This is a genomic window from Butyrivibrio sp. AD3002 (assembly GCF_000420905.1).
Taxonomy (GTDB): Bacteria; Bacillota; Clostridia; order Lachnospirales; family Lachnospiraceae; genus Butyrivibrio.
In genome coordinates this window covers 112,262-131,740 of the sequence record NZ_ATVV01000003.1, presented here as the reverse complement: position 1 = coordinate 131,740, position 19,479 = coordinate 112,262, and the positions used below count along the sequence as shown (strand labels likewise).

Annotated in this window: 17 protein-coding genes; 2 read left to right on the top strand and 15 right to left on the bottom strand. The window is 42.5% G+C overall.

The annotated features are described in order from the left end of the window. Positions 1 to 23: 23 nt before the first annotated feature. From G596_RS0104050 to G596_RS0104025, 6 genes are all read right to left on the bottom strand, one after another. On the bottom strand, positions 24 to 296 hold the full coding sequence (locus G596_RS0104050) for a hypothetical protein (protein ID WP_022760561.1): 273 nt from the start codon (positions 294 to 296) through the stop codon (positions 24 to 26). A gap of 112 nt (positions 297 to 408) precedes the next feature. Beyond that, a complete protein-coding gene (locus G596_RS0104045; RefSeq protein WP_026498520.1) occupies positions 409 to 1,104 on the bottom strand; it encodes a YggS family pyridoxal phosphate-dependent enzyme in 696 nt (231 codons plus the stop codon). A gap of 67 nt (positions 1,105 to 1,171) precedes the next feature. Then, the gene (locus G596_RS0104040; protein WP_022760559.1) at positions 1,172 to 1,786 is read right to left on the bottom strand and encodes an NUDIX hydrolase; all 615 of its coding nucleotides are present in this window, start codon (positions 1,784 to 1,786) and stop codon (positions 1,172 to 1,174) included. Between the two features lie 26 nt (positions 1,787 to 1,812). Further along, on the bottom strand, positions 1,813 to 2,409 hold the full coding sequence (locus G596_RS0104035) for a manganese efflux pump MntP (protein WP_022760558.1): 597 nt from the start codon (positions 2,407 to 2,409) through the stop codon (positions 1,813 to 1,815). A gap of 135 nt (positions 2,410 to 2,544) precedes the next feature. Continuing rightward, positions 2,545 to 4,224 (bottom strand): GGDEF domain-containing protein, encoded by a 1,680-nt coding sequence (locus tag G596_RS0104030; RefSeq protein ID WP_022760557.1) that lies wholly within the window; start codon positions 4,222 to 4,224, stop codon positions 2,545 to 2,547. Between the two features lie 141 nt (positions 4,225 to 4,365). Continuing rightward, positions 4,366 to 5,730, bottom strand: coding sequence for a sodium-dependent transporter (locus G596_RS0104025; protein WP_022760556.1), 1,365 nt, complete (start codon positions 5,728 to 5,730; stop codon positions 4,366 to 4,368). Positions 5,731 to 5,887: 157 nt separating this feature from the next. Between G596_RS0104025 and G596_RS0104020 the strand changes: the two genes are divergently transcribed. Further along, complete coding sequence (locus G596_RS0104020) at positions 5,888 to 6,631, top strand: helix-turn-helix domain-containing protein (protein ID WP_022760555.1); 744 nt, start codon at positions 5,888 to 5,890, stop codon at positions 6,629 to 6,631. Between the two features lie 109 nt (positions 6,632 to 6,740). Here G596_RS0104020 and G596_RS23460 read toward each other — a convergent pair whose 3' ends face one another. The 3 genes from G596_RS23460 to G596_RS0104005 all read right to left on the bottom strand — a co-directional run bounded on the left by G596_RS23460 (position 6,741) and on the right by G596_RS0104005 (position 13,857). Further along, the gene (locus tag G596_RS23460; RefSeq protein ID WP_022760554.1) at positions 6,741 to 10,454 is read right to left on the bottom strand and encodes a carbohydrate binding domain-containing protein; all 3,714 of its coding nucleotides are present in this window, start codon (positions 10,452 to 10,454) and stop codon (positions 6,741 to 6,743) included. Between the two features lie 243 nt (positions 10,455 to 10,697). Further along, a complete protein-coding gene (locus tag G596_RS0104010; RefSeq protein WP_022760553.1) occupies positions 10,698 to 12,581 on the bottom strand; it encodes a DUF3298 and DUF4163 domain-containing protein in 1,884 nt (627 codons plus the stop codon). A gap of 166 nt (positions 12,582 to 12,747) precedes the next feature. Further along, positions 12,748 to 13,857 carry a cation diffusion facilitator family transporter gene (locus G596_RS0104005; RefSeq protein ID WP_022760552.1) on the bottom strand — a complete coding sequence of 370 codons (1,110 nt, stop codon included), beginning with the start codon at positions 13,855 to 13,857 and terminating at the stop codon, positions 12,748 to 12,750. Between the two features lie 91 nt (positions 13,858 to 13,948). On the opposite strand from G596_RS0104005, the gene G596_RS0104000 reads away from it, so the two are divergent. Then, a complete protein-coding gene (locus G596_RS0104000; RefSeq protein ID WP_022760551.1) occupies positions 13,949 to 14,590 on the top strand; it encodes an NUDIX hydrolase in 642 nt (213 codons plus the stop codon). Between the two features lie 24 nt (positions 14,591 to 14,614). Here the strand turns inward: G596_RS0104000 and mnmA are convergent, their stop codons facing one another. From mnmA to G596_RS0103970, 6 genes are all read right to left on the bottom strand, one after another. Further along, on the bottom strand, positions 14,615 to 15,700 hold the full coding sequence (gene mnmA / locus G596_RS0103995; protein ID WP_022760550.1) for a tRNA 2-thiouridine(34) synthase MnmA: 1,086 nt from the start codon (positions 15,698 to 15,700) through the stop codon (positions 14,615 to 14,617). 76 nt (positions 15,701 to 15,776) lie between these two features. Next, a complete protein-coding gene (locus G596_RS0103990; protein WP_022760549.1) occupies positions 15,777 to 16,409 on the bottom strand; it encodes a hypothetical protein in 633 nt (210 codons plus the stop codon). 91 nt (positions 16,410 to 16,500) lie between these two features. After that, complete coding sequence (locus G596_RS0103985) at positions 16,501 to 16,830, bottom strand: metal-sensing transcriptional repressor (RefSeq protein WP_022760548.1); 330 nt, start codon at positions 16,828 to 16,830, stop codon at positions 16,501 to 16,503. Between the two features lie 38 nt (positions 16,831 to 16,868). After that, positions 16,869 to 17,615, bottom strand: a complete 747-nt coding sequence (locus G596_RS0103980; protein ID WP_022760547.1) for an energy-coupling factor ABC transporter ATP-binding protein — start codon at positions 17,613 to 17,615, stop codon at positions 16,869 to 16,871. A gap of 61 nt (positions 17,616 to 17,676) precedes the next feature. After that, entirely contained in the window at positions 17,677 to 18,450 is a 774-nt protein-coding gene (cbiQ, locus tag G596_RS0103975; RefSeq protein WP_022760546.1) for a cobalt ECF transporter T component CbiQ, read from the bottom strand. Beyond that, complete coding sequence (locus tag G596_RS0103970) at positions 18,450 to 19,460, bottom strand: energy-coupling factor ABC transporter permease (protein ID WP_022760545.1); 1,011 nt, start codon at positions 19,458 to 19,460, stop codon at positions 18,450 to 18,452. Before G596_RS0103970 ends, cbiQ begins: the two co-directional genes overlap by 1 nt. Between the last annotated feature and the right edge of the window lie 19 nt (positions 19,461 to 19,479).

The following is a 19,479-nucleotide window of genomic DNA, read 5'->3' as shown; positions in this document are numbered from 1 at the left end:
GCGGCTGTTTTAATGGTTTTGTTTTATGCTCCGCCGGCTACAGCCTTAAGAGCTTCAAATTCGGATTCGAATACTCCGCCCATCTTCTCTAGTTCATCCCAGTTGTACCAGGAGCCCGAAAGCTGGATTCCGTTTATCGATACATCTGTTACCACCACCATGAAGGGCTTGTGATTGATAACGATATAAGCGGTTCTGTTCATGCCAAGAGGCGCCACAAAAACATGGCCTGTGTCTATCAGGTGATTAATCTGATCCAGTGTGAGGTTTTTGGTTAAAGGCATTGTTCTTAACATCAGACCACTCCGGGAATAGAATTGAGCAATTTTTCACGCCCTATTCTTATTCTAAAGTTCCGTGGGCAGATTATCAATAAAATGATTATGAAAAATTGGTAAACTGTGATGGTTACACCTTACTGTAGTCACGCTCGCCAAATATTCCGGTGCCGACTCTTACAAAGGTCGCACCCTCTTCTATAGCGATCTCGTAATCTCCGGTCATTCCCATTGAAAGTGTATCAAGCTGCGTCCCTTCGATATTTTCTGCCTTGAGCTTTTCCAGCATCTCCCTGAGTGCCCTGAAATATTGTCTGTTAGACTCCGGATCATCTGTGTAAGGCGCTATAGTCATGAGTCCGCGAACTCTGACATGAGGAAGCTTTGCTATAGTTCTTACAAATTCCGGCGCCTCCTCCGGTGTGAGTCCGAACTTTGTGTCTTCTCCTGCCATATTAACCTCGCAGAGAACATCCATCACAAGGTCGTGTTTTGCAGCCTGCTTCTCAATTTCTTCAGCAAGCGAGAGCTTATCAACAGAGTGGATCATATCCACTTTTCCCGGAAGATACTTCACCTTGTTGGTCTGAAGATGACCGATCATATGCCAGTGAAGAGGCTCTTTGATCTCCTCCGTCTTATCTCTGATCTCCTGAACCTTATTCTCACCAAATACGGTTATGCCGCAGTCCATCGCCTGTCTGATATCAGATACGGGCTTGGTCTTACTTACCGCAATAAGGGTAACTTCGCTTCTATCGCGTCCCGCTCTGTCGCAGGCTGCCTGAATTTTCTTCTCTACTTCTTCTAAATTGTCTTTAATCATTGTCTTAACCTTTCCCTCATCCGTCAGCTTCGCTGACACCTTCTCCCAGGGGGAGAAGGCTAATATATTACTGTTTTTCTTCCAAAAAAGCGAATGGTTCCTCATCATGTAAAAAGTGCTGGAGCTGATAGGCTGCAAGAATCGCAACATGCTCTTCCTTAAGGATGCGTCTGACTTCATCCCTGTCAGCGATCACAACCTGAATCTCTTCGCTCAGTTCCTGGTATTTATCGGTTATCTTACCATCTGCATAGCCAAATACCATAGCCACTGATTCGTCAGTCATTCCGACCGATGAGAATCTCGGAAGCTCATACATCGGATCCACCTCAATCGGATGAAATGTAAGTCCCGTCTCCTCACGAAGCTCTCGAACCGCAGCCTCGTGATAATCCTCTCCGGGCTCACAAAGTCCTGCGGGGAACTCATAGATATAGGTATTTATCGGATAGCGGTATTGTTTTACCATAACCACCTTGTCATGCTTCTCTCCGCAAAGCGCATAGATAGAAACACCATCCGCCACATTTTTCCCTGTGTTTATCATAAGTTCGTCTTTTGTCTTGCATCTGGATGCCACAAAATAATTGGACTTATGCCCCTTATCATTCTCACCCTTTACATGGAACAGATTTACAAATCTGTTCTCGGTGAGCTGTTCAATTGAATTGATTGTTGCCATAGTTGTTCCTTTCTAAATGTATTTACTCAGATTCCGAAAAATTCTCTTACAAAAATCTCTATTCCTATTCCGATAAGAATTATACCGCCTACAATTGTGGCTCTTCCTGCAAGTTTAAGTCCGACTTTTCTTCCAAGGTGAAGACCAATCCTGCATATCACAAAAGTAACCGCGCCGATAATGAGTGCAGACACAAGCGCCTCCGGTGCGTTGTAATCAGAAATTGTAAAGCCTACGGAAAGAGCATCTATTGCTGTCGCAATCCCCTGAACCATCAAAAGCTTTACAGTAAGCGGTTCCTTTTCAATAGGCTCATCACTCTTTTGTTCCTTAATTCCCTCAATCAGCATCTTACCGCCAATATATGAAAGAAGAATCAGCGCAATCCAGGGAATCAGTACCTGAAACTGTGTAAATAAAGTAGCTATTGTATGTACACAGATCCATCCGATCATCGGCATCAAAAACTGAAAACCGGCAAAGGTACCTGCTATTACATTTTTCCTCTTAGGGTTCATCTCAGGATCTGCTATGGCATTTGCAATCGACACTGAGAAAGCATCCATAGCAAGACCAATGCCAAGCAAGATAGAATTACTGATATGTATAATTATATTTGACATGAATTCTCCTAACCAAAACTAATACAGCACCGGATGATAATCCATCCATACAAAACTTTATTATACACACAATGCCTTCCATAGAAAAGGGATGCCGCTCATATTGCAGCATCCCAGTCAAAATACACAGCACTGTCAATGGCTTAAGATTTTATTTTTTTCATATACCGTAACACGGTTCTTTCCGTTTTCCTTGGAAAAATACAGGCTATCGTCCGCATTTTTTAGGACATCATCCTTACCGCTTCCGGTGGCAACCCCGATACTTAAGGTTATCTTCTGATCCTCCGCGAACATCCAGGTCTGCTGTTCCATATAAAGCCTGAGTCTGTTCGCAACTGCCTCAGTATAAGGCACAGCTTTTTTATCAAGAAGCAATACGAATTCCTCGCCGCCGTACCGATAGCAGTGAACATCTGCGGTGATTTCCCTTTGCATCAGCTGTCCCATTCTCCCCAGCACGATATCGCCGTTGATATGACCATAGCTATCGTTGATCTGCTTAAAGTCATCTATATCAACCATTATTATGCTGAATATCTGGTTTCTTCGTTTTGCCCTGTTGTAGTCGTGATTAAAGGTCTTTCTGTTAAAGAGCCTGGTAAGAGCATCTATCCTGCTGTTTAGAAGCAGTATTATAAATATCAGTATTATAATGCCAACAACAATCATTGATCCAATGATTATCTGCAATCTCTTGACATACTGTCTCCTGTACTGCTCATCTCTTGTCATCTCAGCCTTTGAATCAGAGACCATGTTATCAATGACATTTGAATACGATATATTCTGATTATCAAACAAATCCGTATACAATCTGTTCAAAATTCCATACAGCCTGAACCGAACCTCGTCACTGGTCGGCGGATAATCGGTCTGAAGCCTTAAAATAGTGCTAAGTTCTGCCTTCTGATAACCATTTTCCTCGCAAAGTTCTATAAATTGATCAAGGTGCTCCCCAACCTCAACTTCCCTTTGTTCAAGCTCTTCCTTGCTGAGTTTATCAGAGTCCTTTAATGTCTCGGCGGCAGACAGATAACACTTAATCTGGTAATAGGGAACTATCAGGTCTCGGAGCATTATCTGACGATAAACATCCGTCGTAAACATGTCGTGTCCGTCCCATTTATCCAGTTTTTCCTGACACTCTTCATATCTGCCTGTATCCACATAGACTCTGGCCAGCCAGGTATCGTTTATCGCACTATAGGTTTCTTCATAAATATTCGTGTGTGACGTATCAACAATTTTCTGAGACTCCTTCAGATAATTCTCCGCAGCCTCATAGTCCTCATCAAGAATGGCCATGATTCCAAGCATGCGGTAGGCATAGCTTTTGATCTGAATATCTTCGATATTCTCAAACGCTTCAACCTTTTTCGCCTCGGCTATCATTTTTCTCGCCGAATCCTCTGTATAATTGTTCAGGAAAAAGTTGGCAAGATCGAGGTAAATATTGACCGTATAATCTTTATCCTCACTCTGCTCAAGATAATACAGGGCATAACCAAGATACCTGTAATAACTCATGGTCTCACCCTTTTGCATATAAATAAGGCTGGCCTTCTCATAGAGTCTTCCGAGATCCTCGTTTGAAAAATGCCTGTTATTTATCATCTCATTTATCTTAGCCAGCTCATCATCCATGGTCTCCCAGCTGAAAACGAGGTCCTGATTGATATATTCTCTGAGTTTTTCATGATTATTCTTTTTTTCAAGTCTTACCTGGGCATAATAAAGAAACTGCATCACAAAGAGAGCAGCTATAAAAAGAAATGCCGATATAATCCATTTTCTGGCAAGCGTTTTATCCATAGTTTTCCTGTTATTCCGATATCATACGGTACCTGGCAAACAGTCAAAAAACACAATTCCATCATTAATTATAATCGGCATTTATAAAATTTTCGTTTCTTAAGTATAGTATTTTTAGAAATTAACTACGGCGGTAACTAATCAAGGTAAGAGGCCTTGGATAAGGATTATGGCTATGAGGATAGGGAGGATGAATTTAAAATAATACTTGAGGATGTGAGGCATTTTCATGCCGACACCGGTGTTTGTTTCCTCAATATATTTGTCAAAGCCCCATCCGAACTTTGTTGTACAGAACAAGAGGAATATAAGTGATCCCAGAGGAAGCAGGATGTTACTTACAATAAAGTCCTCGGAATCAAGGACATCCCTTGCTCCTATGATGTGAAGATCACTCCAGACATTATAGCCAAGTACGCAGGGAATGCTTGCTACAAGGATAAATATGCAGTTTACAAAAATTGATTTTCCTCTGCTCCATCCAAGGTTATCAGTAAGGAATGCCACGAGATTTTCAAATACAGCAGTAACTGTCGAGAAGCTTGCAAAGGTCATAAATATAAAGAACAATGTTCCCCATAATCTTCCAAGATTCATATTCAAGAATACTTTGGGCAAAGTTATGAAAATAAGCGCAGGCCCCTGACCGGGTTCAACGTTATAGCTAAAACATGCAGGGAAAATGATAAGGCCCGAGATGATCGCTACAAAGGTATCAAGCGCGCATATTCTCACTGCTTCTCCGGTAAGAGAATTCTCTTTTGACATATAACTACCAAATATTTCAAGGGCACCGATACCAAGGCTCAGTGTAAAGAAGGCCTGGTTCATCGCTGCACTTATAACCTTGCCGATTCCAACCTCCATGGCTCTCTTCCAGCTGGGAAGGAGATAAAAGCTAACACCCTTTGCCGCACCCTCCAGTGTCAACGAATGAAGTGCCAGAACTATAATCAGAGCAAGCAAACCAATCATCATGACCTTGTTGACGCGTTCAAGTCCATTTTCAACGCCGAGGCTTAAAACCAGGAATCCGAACACAACGGTTATCACCATAAAGATTCCCATCTCCTTTGGATTAGCCAGCATATTTCCAAAGACCTCTTCTACTCCTTCGGTAGCTACATTCGCAAATTGTCCCGACGCAAACTTGTAGAAGTAGTCAACCATCCAGCCTGAAACCGTGGTGTAGTACATCATGAGAAGATAACATCCGATAATACACATCCATCCGTGTATATGCCACTTCTGTCCCGGCTTCTCCAGCTTCTGATAGCCGCGCACCACAGTCTGCCCACTGGCACGACCGATGGCAAACTCCATTGTCATTACGGGAATTCCCATGAGAATAAGAAAGAGCAAATAAAAAAGCACAAATACTGCGCCGCCGTTAGCTCCCGTCACATACGGAAACTTCCATACATTACCGATACCGATTGCGCAGCCTGCACTTACCAGAATAAATCCAAGTCTTGAGCCGAAGCTTCCCCTCTGTTCTTCGTACATTTTTAACTCCCTTCAAACTTTCATACACAAAATCCAAATATAATTTTATCACATTTACACTTAGGATTAATAAAAAGATTATTGGAAACATCAGCAATTTTGTTCTATTATAGTTGCATAAACAACTTAATTTTTAAGTAACTACGGAGTTATTACTATGTTATTATCCAAGGATTGGGAAGAGAATGAACTGAATCTGTCAGAGAGCGAGATGATACACCGCCAGCAGAATGATGAGTACATGTTCTATCAGAGTGTAGCCAGTGGGGATGTGGATGCCATCCAGGAAAACATCGACAACCACAGATTCCTGGATGCCAACGGAACCGGTACCCTCTCAAGGGATCCTCTCCAGAATCTCAAATATCATTTTGTTGTGACGGTAGCACTCATCACCAGAATATGCACCGAAAAGGGCATGGAGATGGAGCGCGCCTTCAGACTCAGCGATTTTTATATACAAAAGCTCGATGACATAAAGACTATCAATGAAATATCGGATCTTCATTCCAAGATGGTAATGGACTACACCGTCAGGATGAAGGATTTAAAGCACAACGCAAATCTTTCTAAGACAACAAACGAATGCCTGAATTACATCTATACAAATGTAAACGACCGCATCACTATTGATGATCTTGCTGAACATATGAAGACTTCAACAAGTCATATCTCAAGATTATTCAAGGAAGAACTGGGGATATCCCCAAGTGATTATATAAGGAATGTCAAATTGGACAAAGCAAAGAATCTGCTCAGATTCAGCGATTATTCAATAATTGATATTTCCAATTATCTCTCCTTCTCTTCACAGAGTCATTTCAGTAAGCTCTTTTTCGAAGAGACCGGAATGACACCTAAGAAGTATCGCGAAACATATTATGGTACTACATGGAAATAAAAAGGGATCCCGCACAATTACTTGAATTGTGCGGGATTTTGGTATGATAAAAAAATATAGGGAGAACTATCAAACCGGGCGGCATGCCGCCCGGAACGACAAGCATAAATTATTTACGGACGAAGGTTACACCTGTAAGTCCGGCTTCCTCGAAGAGCTTAGCTATTCTAACAAAGTTCTCATCATTAGATGCATAGATTACAACTATGAAGTCCTTATCATGTTTGCAATTTTTGAAGGCTGATTTGTCAATCTTAGTAAGATCATCACCCTTTACAGTGATCTTCTTAAGGTTTTCGCAGCCGTTAAACGCGTTCTTACCGATCGTGGTAACATTCTTTCCAATAGTTACATTCTTAACCTTTTTGTTACCCTTGAATGCGTTCTTTGCTATCTTTGTTACCTTAACCTTGGCTCCATCAATTACAACGGTTGAAGGAACTGTGAAAATCTTCTTCTTTGAACCAGTGTTAGGCTTGAAGCTTGCTTCGCCCTTACCTGTTACCTTGTAAACCTTGTTCTTTGAAGCCTTTACTTCGCCCTTCTCAGCCTTACCATTATTGTTGGATTTAGACTGAACCTTTGCAGGCTCATTTTTCTTGGTTTCAACTGTAGGTGCAGGCTGCTGTGCTGCTTCCTCGCTTTTGTTTTCGGAAGGAGCAACTTCTGAAGCTTTCTCCTGTGCAGGTGCTGCCTCTGAAGTCTTCTCCTCTGTAGGAGCCACTTCTGAAGTTTTCTCCTCTGAAGGAGTTTCTGCAGGCTCTTCTGCAGGTGTCTCTGAAGGTGCCGGAGCAGGTGCCACAGCGCCATTTAACTTATCAAACTCTTCCTTAGTGATCTCTACAAGTGAGATATCATCGATGTAAACATCGTGCTTATCTGTAATCTGTACTCCGTCAACAGATCCCATTGTGATGTTAAATCTTGCAGCATCATCCTTAGGCATCTGGAATGCGCTTGTAAATTCTTTCCAATCACCGTTAACTGTCTCTACAAAAGCTCCGTCATAGGTTGACCAGTCATTATCGGTCTCTCCGTTATGACCTACGGAATACTTAATCTTACGCTCTATGCTTGACTTTGCTCTGAAAGCAACCTTATAGTACTTATCCTTCTGAAGCTTGATATCATCCTGGTTGAGCTGGATGTACCAGTCATTTCCTGCATCTCCTGTATCCTCGATACTCATTGCGAAGGTATTGGAGTTACCGTTCATGCTGTCAATTACGCTGCTTGCTTTTGCCGCACCATCAATATAAGTCTTAAAAGCTGTCATTCCTGCGTTGAATGAACCATTCTTAAGGAGTGACTTTTCAGCTAAAAATACATCGTCAAGGAAGTATGTTCCGGGCTTTGTAAATGTGAACTCAACTCCGGTTTCTTCTCTTGTAAGATCGTTGTCAACAACGAGTACATTACTGAAACTCTTCTTCTCATTTGTAAGCTCAGGTGTAAAGGTCTTGCCTGCGACTGTAGCTGTAAGACCGTCCTTTTCACCATCAGTTGTGTATGCGCTGAAGCTGAAATCGTACTCGCCTGCTGCCAAAGGAGCAAGATCAGCCTGTGAGATTGTCACAGGGTTAGTCTCTGAAGTTCCTTCAGGAACCTCAACCTTAACCATAAGCTCTCTCTTGTTCTTTGTATTTGTTACGGATACGTTATCCTTATCCTCTTCCACAACTTCCCAGTAACCAAGCCTCTTATCGCCCTGGTCAAAGGATCCGTTGTATACATAGTTTCCGTCGGGACGGATTGTCTTTTCATTAGTCTCCTGAATCTCTTCTCCGGACTTATGAACAAGCTTAACATTTGAAATTGTCACAGGTGCTGTTGAACCAAGCGCTCCAAGGTTGAACTCAAGTGAACCGTTGGGATCAGTTTTATCATTGATAGTGAAATCAAGAGTATAATTCTTGTTCTCCGGAGTAATATCAACTGTTGTATCAGCAAGATATCTGCTCCAGTTGCGATCGGGCGCGGAAACATCTACTACTATGCTTCTGTTCTCTGTAGAGTATGCATCAAATGAAAGCTCATACTCCCAGCCCTTGTACATAGGAATACCTGCCTGCTTAAGCTGTACGCTGTAGCTCAGTCCGCCTTCTGCAGAAGGAGTAATTGTAACTGCACCATCAGCTGTTTCTGCTGTTGATCCCTCTGCATCATCCTGCAGGTGAAGCACCCAGTTCTTGCTTGAATTATTATCCTTATCTTCGTCTACCGGAGCTGAAAAATCTGCGTTTAATAAATAGTTGCCATCTACGGGCTCTCTGTACTGTACAGGCTCTTTCTCAGGACGTGTTGCAACTTCTTCACCCTGGGAGTAAGAAGCCTCATCCTTCTGATATACTCTCACATAATCAACAACGAACTCTTCTCCGTCAATGTCGTGATAGTCATCGGGATAACCAACCCAGCTTCCGCCTACTGCAAGATTCAGAATGATGTAGAAGTCCTGATCAAAAGGAGCGGGATATGTAACCTGGTTATCATCATCGGTACCTGTGTGCCAGTCATTTGTCTGGTAAACCTGCTCGCCATCAACATACCAGGTGATAAGGCCGGGTTCCCAGTCAACTCTGAAATCATGGAACTCATCGGAGAATCCGTTTTCACCGATAACCTTTGTTCCCTGGTTCTCTTTATGTGTATCCTGGCTGTATCCATAATGGATGGTATGGTAGGATTTGCTTGTATTCTGTCCCATAACCTCCATGATGTCGATCTCACCGCACTTAGGCCACTGTCCGTAAAGACCTTCGTCTGTAGCCATAAGCCAGAATGCAGGAAGAAGTCCTTTTGATGCAGGAACCTTAGCTCTTGCTTCGAAACGTCCATAGGTAAAATCGTGAAGGTTCTGTGTTGTGATTCTTCCTGAAGTGATCTCACCCTTTACAGTCTTAGCAGATCCGCCAGCCTCGGGAAGCTCTCCGATTCCGTTAACAGTCAATCCGGTACCGCCAAACCAACCCCAGTTTGAATAATCCATAGCATTAACCTGAACAGTTCTGTTATTGTCTGCTACGGCGCTCATCTCGAAATGATACTTGTGACCCGGTATAAGCTCAAAGTCCTTCTGCTGGAACTGAACATGCCAGTTTTCAGAGCCGCACTCATCAATTTTAATCTTAAGCACTCCGTCTGTTACGCTGTACTCACCCTTAGCAGGATCTGTAATTCCAAGTTCCCAACCGTCAGGTCTTTCCCCGTCTGATGAGTCAAGGTCTGAGTTTTTCAAAACTTCAACACCCTCGCCTCCATCGGTAATATCCTTAAGTGAAACACTGTCAATCAAAACCGTTGCAGCTGCTTCACCGAATTCGCCATCTACTTTTCCGAAATTAAGCTGGAGAGTTGTTGTAGATGATTCTCCGCCCATATCGAAATCAAAACCATATGTGCTAAATTCAACTGAGTCGTAGTTAGCTTCGCCCTGGTCCTCGCTCTCACCTTCGGCATCCTCGACCTCAGTCTCCTCATATTTGGAAATAATATGAAGCATGCCATCATGCACTTCGATATTGCCCTCATCAATTGCGGTATATCTCTGCTTCTCTTTATTAACCCAGCCGGGTTCATGCTGCTCAACATTCCAGTCGTTGGTGTTCAAGGTTTCACCGTCGAATTCGTCCTCCCATACAAGAGAATACTGACCATCGTTGCTTTTATCCACGCCTTCTCCTTCTGCGGAATCAACAGCAGCTTCTGCCACGCTTTCCTCCGGAGCCTCTTCCTCAGCTCTTACTGAAAGCGGAGCACTTGTAACCGTTAAGGCCATTGCCATTGTCATCGCAAACAACCTTCCCAATTGCTTGTTTTTCATGTCCTTTTTCCTCCCAAAAATCTAATCGGTAAAGCTATATTAGATAATTTTAGAAAAAGGTTATATCAAATTTATGCTTTTTTTATAATTTTCATTACGGAACCAAGCAGAAATAAAAAAATACACAGTTATTGAGCTTGCTCAAAATAACTGTGTGTTTTTTATTTCTATTTGGCGACAAGCCAAAACGAGAAAATGCGCAGCATTTTCGAGTCTTGGTTCTGTAATGAAAATTTTCCTATATCATCCCGCGTACTGCAATCCCTCAAACAGTTCGTCCACTTCACCTTCTTTTAATGAAGCCGGATACTCAAAGGAAGTATATGTAAATCTTACAATCCGGTCATCATCAAGCTTGCAGTCAATGTAGGTCTCTCCATCGGTTTTATAGGGGATAACATGTGTCCCTACCGGCAGAGTAACACCGCTTTGAAGAACAGTTCCGTCTTCTCCGACGATATCAGCGCTTAGCTTAGTCTTGCTGTAAGCCTCTTCCGACTTCCAGGCAATGTGAAATTCCTTTGATACAAGCTCAGGCATCCCGTTTTTCCCTACTGTGTAAGAACCATAGCAGGTATAAGTACCGAGGCTGTTAAGCACCTGACCGAAATGCATATTATCAGGATTCGAATATAACGTATCTATGTCAAAACCACCGTAGATAGACTCCTCCAGGTAATGGAATCCCTGGTCTCCGACATAAGTCACACTTCCGTCTGTTATATCAAATACGTTAAGATAGTAGTAGTCATTTTCCATCGGAATTATGACATAAATATACTCTCTGCCCTCCGGTGTGCCGACTCTGTAGGATTTCAGACCTCTATCACGTCTTATGCTAAAGCCGCCTCCGATTTTTGCACTGCTGCCGTTTTCCATAACAAGCTCAAGATCCTCCGCGGAGATCATTTCGTCATCCATATCATCGTAATCTGTAGGATAGTAGTTGTAGTGGATGTAATGAATATCTGAGTCATAGCCTTTTTCCCAAACCGGGATATCTTCTCTTCTGCAATAGCCGGTGTTCTCCTCGGGAATGAATCTGCTTTCAACAAGTCCGGGATATTCTTCATATCCGATCACGATATCCTGCATACCGTCGGCGTAGGACGCTATTTCATAGACATTAAATATTATATGAATGCCGTCACCAGCCATATACCATATATATTTGTATTCATGGGTATCCGAATTCACGTCAAATTCCGCATTATACCGATAGTTTTTAAGGCTATCCTCTGCCATTGAAAACTGTCCCTCGTACTCCTCGATTTCGTGAAGCTTTGAAAGAATTATCTCATTAAGCTGCTCTTCCGAAAAGGTCACAACATCCCCGAGATCAAGCTCTTTTCCTGATTCCACATCAAAGGTCTGGCCTGAAGCACCATAAATCCCATGAGCTCCGCCGGTAAACTCATAGTTAAAGCAATATATGCTAAGCACAGTATTATCGGAACGCTTTATACTGTAATCATCCGTATTTTCAAATGGGCCGAAAAATGAGTATCCGTTTTGTGCGCTGTCTTCGTACTGGGCCTTTGCTTCCTCCGCTGTACTGTTTGCCCATCCATCAGCCTTATCGATTACATTCTGAGTCTGGTCATACAGAGTTTTATAGAGTTCCGGATATATATCCTTCCACTCCTCATCCATCAGTACCGACTGCGTTACTCCCTCGAACAATATTCCATTGGAATAATCCTTGCTGTTTTCATTATTTTCAGGGAAGGTTACATCACCATCATATTTTATACTGTATTCTTTGGTTACAAGCTTGTAGGTAGGTCCGCCGACAGTATATGCGGTGTTTACGCTCTGATCGGATGACATTTTTTCATCTGTATTGTCTTCTTTCTCACTACCTGTTTCATCTGAGAAAAATCCCGGAGCATCCTGACTACCATCATCTCCGCTTAATATATTTGTATGCTCACTGCTGCCAATACCGTCTTTAGTATCAACCTTTACCTGTTCTTCAGTCTGTGTATCTGAGTTTTCCGACTCACCACTATCCACTACTGCGTCAATCTGTTCCTGCGGATTAGCTATGCTGCAGCCGCTAATCATTGATGCCGTAAGCACCAGGCTCATCATTGTTCCAAATGATCTCATTTTCTTATACATCATACTTCCTTAAAACCTCCCCGATATGCAGTAATTGCCCTCGGTCTCTCCTTTTTTCGTAGTATACCGTTTATTGTTACCCTAAAACGGCTTCACTTATAATACAAATATCCCCTCTATAATGTTGCAAAAAACACAAGAAAATTTTTAGTTTTCTTCATATTACATCTTAATCACTAAAATCCCTGTCAAGATTTATCTGGAACGAATACTCCGGATATACGCTCTTTAATTCAGAGATGACATCATCATGAAGTTTTTCTCTATTGCTCTCCTTGAAAGAAACAACCATGTCAAAAGCTACGATGTTCTTGGTTTCATCAAGATAAAAACCGTGGATCTGTTTTACTGTATCGTGCTTGGAGAGTATATTCTTAGCAATATTATTTCTGAGCTTACCTGCTGCCGAAGAATCCGAATTCTGAGAATATATACTGATACCCTCAATCGCAACGCCGTGCTCCTCATAGACCTTGGCTGCTATTTCTCTCTGAAGCTGATCGAGTCTGTAAATCGTGATATCCTCCGGAACCTCGATGTGCACCGAACCAATGTATCTGTCCGGGCCGTAGTTGTGAAGAAGTAAATCATAAGCTCCCTGCACCTCAGGAAACGATGCTATCGTCTTCTTGATTTCACTTGAAAGTTCAAAGTCAACTCTCTCCCCGAGAATCAGCGACAGATTATCGCGAAGCATCTCAAGGCCCGCCTTAATGATAACTATAGAAATCACTGCAGCGAGATACGCTTCAAGACTGACTCCGCTTGCAAGAAAAATTATGGCTGCCAGCAAAGTAGCTGCTGAGATAACCGAATCAAGCTTCGCATCCTGACCTGACGCAACAAGAGATTCGGAATTAACCTTTTCTCCCACCTTTTTCACATAGGTTCCGAGAACTATTTTTACAACTACCGCAACAGCAATGATTAAAATAGACGCTGTCTGATAAGATGGCTTTTCAGGGCTAATGATTTTCTTTATGGATTCCACAAAGGAAGTGATACCGGCATAGAGAACAATTACCGAAATCATAGCCGCACTAAGGTACTCGATTCTTCCGTATCCAAGGGGATGCTTTTTATCTGGCTCTTTTCCCGCAAGCTTCGTTCCAATAATTGTGATAACTGATGAAAGCGCATCGCTCAAGTTGTTCACCGCATCAAGAACGATCGCGATAGAGCCGGAAATTATACCAACTGCTGCCTTAAAGCTTGCAAGAAGAATATTGGTAACAATTCCTATTATGCTTGTTTTGATGATTGTCTTATTTCTGTCCATACGTATATCTCCTCATGCTGTTTTCTTCTGTAAAGCCATAATACTTTTCCCATTATAGCAATAAAAACGTCTTAAGTACTATAATAGAGCTATGAATAAAAAAGAAATCCTTGAAAAGATAGATAAACTTAATAACACACCTGCCGTCTCTAAGGGAAGTTCTGCCGTTATAATCCCGCTCATTGAAAAGGATGGTGAGATACACATCCTCTTTGAGGAGCGCTCTCATAAGCTTGAATTTCAACCGGGAGAAGTATGCTTTCCGGGAGGTCGGATTGAAGAAGGGGAGACGCCAAAAGAGGCTGCCATAAGAGAATTCTTTGAAGAATTGTTTTCAAAGCTCGATCATGATAGATCTGAAGAATACATCGAAATCCTTTCAGAGCTTCCTCCCATAATGGGACCCACAGGTGCAATAATCTATCCGTTTGTTGGACTTGTAAAAAAAGACGACCTCACCTATTCAAAAGATGAAGTCGAGAAACTCTTTACCTATCCGGTGACCTATCTTCAGGAGCACCCTCCTATATGTTATAAGATGCAGAAGAAAACATTTGCGCCGGATAATTTCCCTTTTGAAAAAGTTACCGGCGGAAAAAGCACCTATGGTTTCCATGTTCAAAAGTATGACATGTGGATCTATGAGGATACCGATCCGATAGTCTGGGGCTTTACGGGAAGGCTCCTTCACAGCTTCCTGGAACAGATTAACAGCGAAAAACCGGCTGAATAAGCCGGTTTTCTTATTTGCACGCTTCTACTGTTTGCAGATTATCCCGCCGCCAAGCACGATATCTCCGTCATACAAGACCGCTGACTGGCCTGCGGTTATCGCGCGCTGAGGTTCGTCAAAAAGAATTTTGCAGATTCCGCCCTCTTTTTCGGGAAGGATTACGGTTGCTGGCTGTTCCTTGTGCTTATATCTTATCTTGGCGCTGCATCTGATGTCGCCCTTTGGCATTTCTCCTGTTATCCAGTGGAAATCCCTGACTGTCACCTCGCGTTTAAAAAGGTCCTCGTTGTCGGAGAGAACTACTCTGTTATTTACGGTATCAATCTCCGTGACATAAAGCCTTCTGTCTGCAGGAACCCCGAGACCTCTTCTCTGTCCGATGGTATAATTGATAAGCCCATAGTGGTGTCCTATTACATTTCCGTTCTTATCAACTATATCTCCGTCCGGATATTCCTTACCTCTGTACCTTTTTATCATGGATGCGTAGTCTCCGTCCGGCACAAAGCATATATCCTGGGAGTCGCTCTTGTGAGAGGTCACAAATTCATTTTTTTCCGCAATCTCACGAGCCTGCGTCTTTTTAAATTCTCCAAGCGGGAACATCGTGTGTGACAGCTGTTCCTCTGTGAGATCATATAGGACATAGCTCTGATCCTTGGTATCATCCACTGCTTTTTTCAGATAAAAATGGCCGTCCTTTTCCTCTATCCTTGCATAATGTCCTGTGACGATGTATTCACAGTCAAGCTCCTTCGCCTTTTTATAAAGAATATCGAACTTCAGATACTTGTTGCATCTTATGCAGGGATTAGGTGTCTCTCCGCGCTCATAGCTGCATACAAAGGGCTCTATTACGTTATCTATAAACTCTTTTTCATAGTGAAAAATGTGATAGGGAATTCCAATCTTCTCCGTCACGGCTCTGGCATCATCGGTGTCCTTTTTGCTGCAGCAAGTGCCGAAAAGATCCTCGCCTATCATGTCATTTTCATATAATCTCATTGTACAGCCTATGCATGAAAAGCCCTTTTCGCTCATAAGCTCAGCTGCAACGCTGCTGTCCACTCCGCCGCTCATGGCAATGAGTGCTGTCTTTTTCTTGTCCATCTTTCTTCCTTATACTGATGATTAAGGCATCGACGGCTCACAGTGATCTGAACTGTTTACCTCGATGCCCTTTTTCTTAACTCCAGATAATTGTCATATCCACGCTGTCTTTTTTAACTCCGACGATAACATCCTTGGCAAGACTTGCAACTATTGATTTCTCAAGCTCGTCATTTGCCTCCTTAACATCATCCTCTTCATCATCGGCTTCATCCAATGCATCTTTATAGTTGCTAAGCGACCAGATAAGCGGATCTCCCATAGGAGGAAGCTCGCCCGGAGCACCCATTCCGCACATCGTAAAATCGGCTGCTCCTCCGCCATATTCCTGCTGAAGGGACATTACTTCATCAAAATTGAGAAGTCCGTTCTCTATGATATCCCCGATTTTTCCCATGAAGCCTTTAGCGGCTGCATTTTTCTTGGAGGTTGCTACAGAGAGAAGCTCTTCCTTTTTCTCAAGATTCATCTTCGTCTTGGCAAGCAGTTTAACTCTGTACTCGCCGTCTTCATGCTCCATCCAGAAAAGTGCCTGATAATCGCCGGTCATGGCCTTAACCATTCCGATTGTCTCTTCGGCAAGAAGCCTTAAATGAATGGCCCTTTTGCCTGAAAGCCCCTGATGATTAATAAAAGCATCCACTGTATCAAGTGCCTTTTGTGCCTTCTCTTCTGTGTCACTGATGTACAGTTCCTTAGTTTTATCCAACTTTTTAAACCCTCCTCATAAAGAAAATTTAAGAAAATAATCTATATAGTTTATCCTACCATTTTTCGATGTATTCCACAAAACAATTCTATTAAATAAACTTCTGAACAGCCTTCTGAAATTCTTCCACCGCACTGGTGTCGCCATCCTCTATGGCATGAATTATGCAATGAGTCATATGCTCGTTGATTATTTCCTTACCAAGGCTTTTAAGCGCTGAATTAACTGCTGATAGCTGCATCAATACATCTGCGCAATCCTCATCTTCTTCAATCATGGCTTTTACATGATTCAGATGTCCGATAGCTTTGCTAAGCCTGTTTATCTGCTTCTTTTTTATTTCCGGAGAATGATAGTGCGCATGACTATGAATATGTTCGGAATCGTGTTCGTGTTTATGTTCACCTTTTTTACTGCTCATTATTAGACCTCATACTACATGTTACTTTTTAAACCATTTTATACCTTCTGAAACCTCAGCGGCAATTCCAATCCGTGGTCTTCCAAAAGCTTCTTATCTCTTAGTATATCATCTGTTTTTCCGTCTGCCTCTATCCTGCCATCATATAGCAAAACCACTCGCTCGCAGGTATCCATTATGAAATCAAGATCGTGGGATGCAATTATTTTAAGGCATGAAAGCTCGTTCAAAACACCTATGAGATTGCGTCTGTTCCTTGGATCAAGAGCGATTGAAGGCTCATCCATAAGTATTATATCAGGTTCCATGGAAAGAATCGTCGCTATAGCGGAGAGTTTTTTCTCACCTCCGGAGAGCTTGAAGTTCTGCTTTTTTCTAAGCTCCTCGATATGCACCTTTTGAAGTGCCTCAGTCACTCTCTTTTCAACCTCATCCTTGGATAGTCCATAGTTTCTTGGTCCGAAGGCCACATCATCTTCTACTGTCGATAAAAAAAGCTGGCTGTCGGAATCCTGAAAAACGTAGCCTATGTGCTCCCTTATATGGTTTAAGTTCTTGCTGTTTACAGGATGACCTGCCACCTCCAGTTTCCCGTCATAATCAAGGTACAATCCCACAAGAAGCTTTAATAATGTGGACTTTCCGATTCCGTTCGCGCCGATAAGTCCGATACTCTCTCCTTCGGATGCATGAAAATTGATATCAAACAATACCTGGGCATTCTTTTCATAGGAAAAGTTCAGGTTTTCAATTGTTAGTAGTTCGCCGTGTACTCCGGTTTGCATATAGGTCCCCTCATCCACCCTTCGGGCACCTTCCCCCTGTGGGGGAAGGCTTTATTATTCATCATATTTTAATTATATTTCTTATAAATACAAATATCGCGATCCAGGCGATTGTGTATATTATATCAAAAGGCCTAGCCTTAATTTCTTCCATGTCAAAATCTCCTTTAAAGCCTCTAAGGAGCATACTCTCATAAACAACACCTGCTCTGTCCATACTTCTTATCAGCCACATTCCAACGAGGGTTCCCCAAGCCGAGTAGTGGATTCCCTTCTGGCGCGGTGCTCTGAGCTTATAGGCGGTGGCAATTCTGTCTGCCTCTTCGCCCATTATGAAAAAATATCTCTCAATCAGAAGAATTACAATGACTATAATCTTTGGAACATGTATCAGTCTAAGTGCATAACACAGTTTTTCAATGGATGTCGTAGCAATCAGTATATATGCGGCAAGCACTGCATAAAAACCCTTCAGCATAAGCGTGATCATTGAGATAACTCCGCCGCTTATACCAATCTCACCCACATAAAACAATATATCTCTGTCAAAAAACGGATTGAGAATTCCAACGAAAAGTACAAGCGGCAAAATAAGTCTCATGCGATAAATTCCCATTCTAAGGGACAACTCACCGACTATAAATCCGAAAGCAGGATATACAGCCATCAAAATAAGTGGTGCCAGGGCATATTTATCAAAGGATACCACAGTAAAAATGTACATAACGGAAATAAGCAGCTTCCCCAGAGGATGAAGGTCATTCATCCAGTGGGAACGCTGCCATAACTCCTGTATCTTTTGAAATTCACGTAATCTTTTTTCTATTGAATCCATTAAATATTTCCGACAGGTTTATCCTTCTTAAAGAACTTAAATGCGTAGCATGCACCGATCAGGATAGCAACAACTACCAAAGCACCTACTATTCCTGAAAAGCTCGTGCCGACAGCTGCTTCGCTGTTCTTAAACGCATAATCGGGAAGTAGTGATGTTGCTGTCTGAATGCTGTCTGCAACCTCATAAGCGCCGCCTGCTGCTTCAAGTTCTGCTGTTCCCGCAACCTTCTCCATAGACCACTCAAGTCCGTCCGGAAAAGCTGAAGCGAAAAGTGAAACAATACCACCACAGATTGCAGCAATAACACCAAGAACCACAATAGTATTCTTAAGTGAAAGTTTTCCTTCCTTTGCCTTGCTCTCATCTCCAACTCCCCAGAGAAGCTCAGGTCTTGCCTCATTAACAAAAATAAGTACCGCTGCTGTAATAAGTCCCTCAACCGCTCCGATCGCAAGGTGAATCGGCTGCATGGTAGCAACAAATACCGAGAAAGGAAGCTCTGTGATTCCTGAAGCCAGGGTTTCAAGTGTAACTGAAAAAGCTCCCATCTGAAGTGTCAAAACGCAGCCAAGTATTGAAGCTAAAAGTATTTTTCCTCTGGTTGCTCCTTTTTTCATAATGGTCTTCCATATCAAAAGGGCACCTACAAAACACCCATAAAAGGCCATATTCCATACATTACACCCCAAGGCTAGCAGACCTCCGTCCGCAAACAGCAGACATTGTACCAAAAGGACTCCAATCATGGTAAGGAATCCTGCGTAAGGACCAAGAAGAGCTGAAAGCATCATGCCTCCGCAAAGATGCCCCGATGAACCTGTGCCCGGAATTGTAAAGTTGAGCATCTGTGTTGCGAAAACAAATGCACCCATAACACCCATCACAGGGATTTTCTTTGGATCATTCTCCTCTTTAACCTGTTTGATTGAGTAAGCTGCCGCTCCTGTGGATAGTACATACATAGTGCCTGCTACTGCAGGTGAAACCAAAGCATCCGCCATGTGCATAGTAAAAAATCCTCCTGAT

Coding starts and splice junctions, on each gene's coding strand:
- G596_RS0104050 (WP_022760561.1), bottom strand. CDS start 296: ATGTTAAGAACAATGCCTTTAACCAAAAACCTCACACTGGATCAGATT.
- G596_RS0104045 (WP_026498520.1), bottom strand. CDS start 1,104: ATGATTAAAGACAATTTAGAAGAAGTAGAGAAGAAAATTCAGGCAGCC.
- G596_RS0104040 (WP_022760559.1), bottom strand. CDS start 1,786: ATGGCAACAATCAATTCAATTGAACAGCTCACCGAGAACAGATTTGTA.
- G596_RS0104035 (WP_022760558.1), bottom strand. CDS start 2,409: ATGTCAAATATAATTATACATATCAGTAATTCTATCTTGCTTGGCATT.
- G596_RS0104030 (WP_022760557.1), bottom strand. CDS start 4,224: ATGGATAAAACGCTTGCCAGAAAATGGATTATATCGGCATTTCTTTTT.
- G596_RS0104025 (WP_022760556.1), bottom strand. CDS start 5,730: ATGTACGAAGAACAGAGGGGAAGCTTCGGCTCAAGACTTGGATTTATT.
- G596_RS0104020 (WP_022760555.1), top strand. CDS start 5,888: ATGTTATTATCCAAGGATTGGGAAGAGAATGAACTGAATCTGTCAGAG.
- G596_RS23460 (WP_022760554.1), bottom strand. CDS start 10,454: ATGAAAAACAAGCAATTGGGAAGGTTGTTTGCGATGACAATGGCAATG.
- G596_RS0104010 (WP_022760553.1), bottom strand. CDS start 12,581: ATGATGTATAAGAAAATGAGATCATTTGGAACAATGATGAGCCTGGTG.
- G596_RS0104005 (WP_022760552.1), bottom strand. CDS start 13,857: ATGGACAGAAATAAGACAATCATCAAAACAAGCATAATAGGAATTGTT.
- G596_RS0104000 (WP_022760551.1), top strand. CDS start 13,949: ATGAATAAAAAAGAAATCCTTGAAAAGATAGATAAACTTAATAACACA.
- mnmA (WP_022760550.1), bottom strand. CDS start 15,700: ATGGACAAGAAAAAGACAGCACTCATTGCCATGAGCGGCGGAGTGGAC.
- G596_RS0103985 (WP_022760548.1), bottom strand. CDS start 16,830: ATGAGCAGTAAAAAAGGTGAACATAAACACGAACACGATTCCGAACAT.
- G596_RS0103980 (WP_022760547.1), bottom strand. CDS start 17,615: ATGCAAACCGGAGTACACGGCGAACTACTAACAATTGAAAACCTGAAC.
- cbiQ (WP_022760546.1), bottom strand. CDS start 18,450: ATGGATTCAATAGAAAAAAGATTACGTGAATTTCAAAAGATACAGGAG.
- G596_RS0103970 (WP_022760545.1), bottom strand. CDS start 19,460: ATGCACATGGCGGATGCTTTGGTTTCACCTGCAGTAGCAGGCACTATG.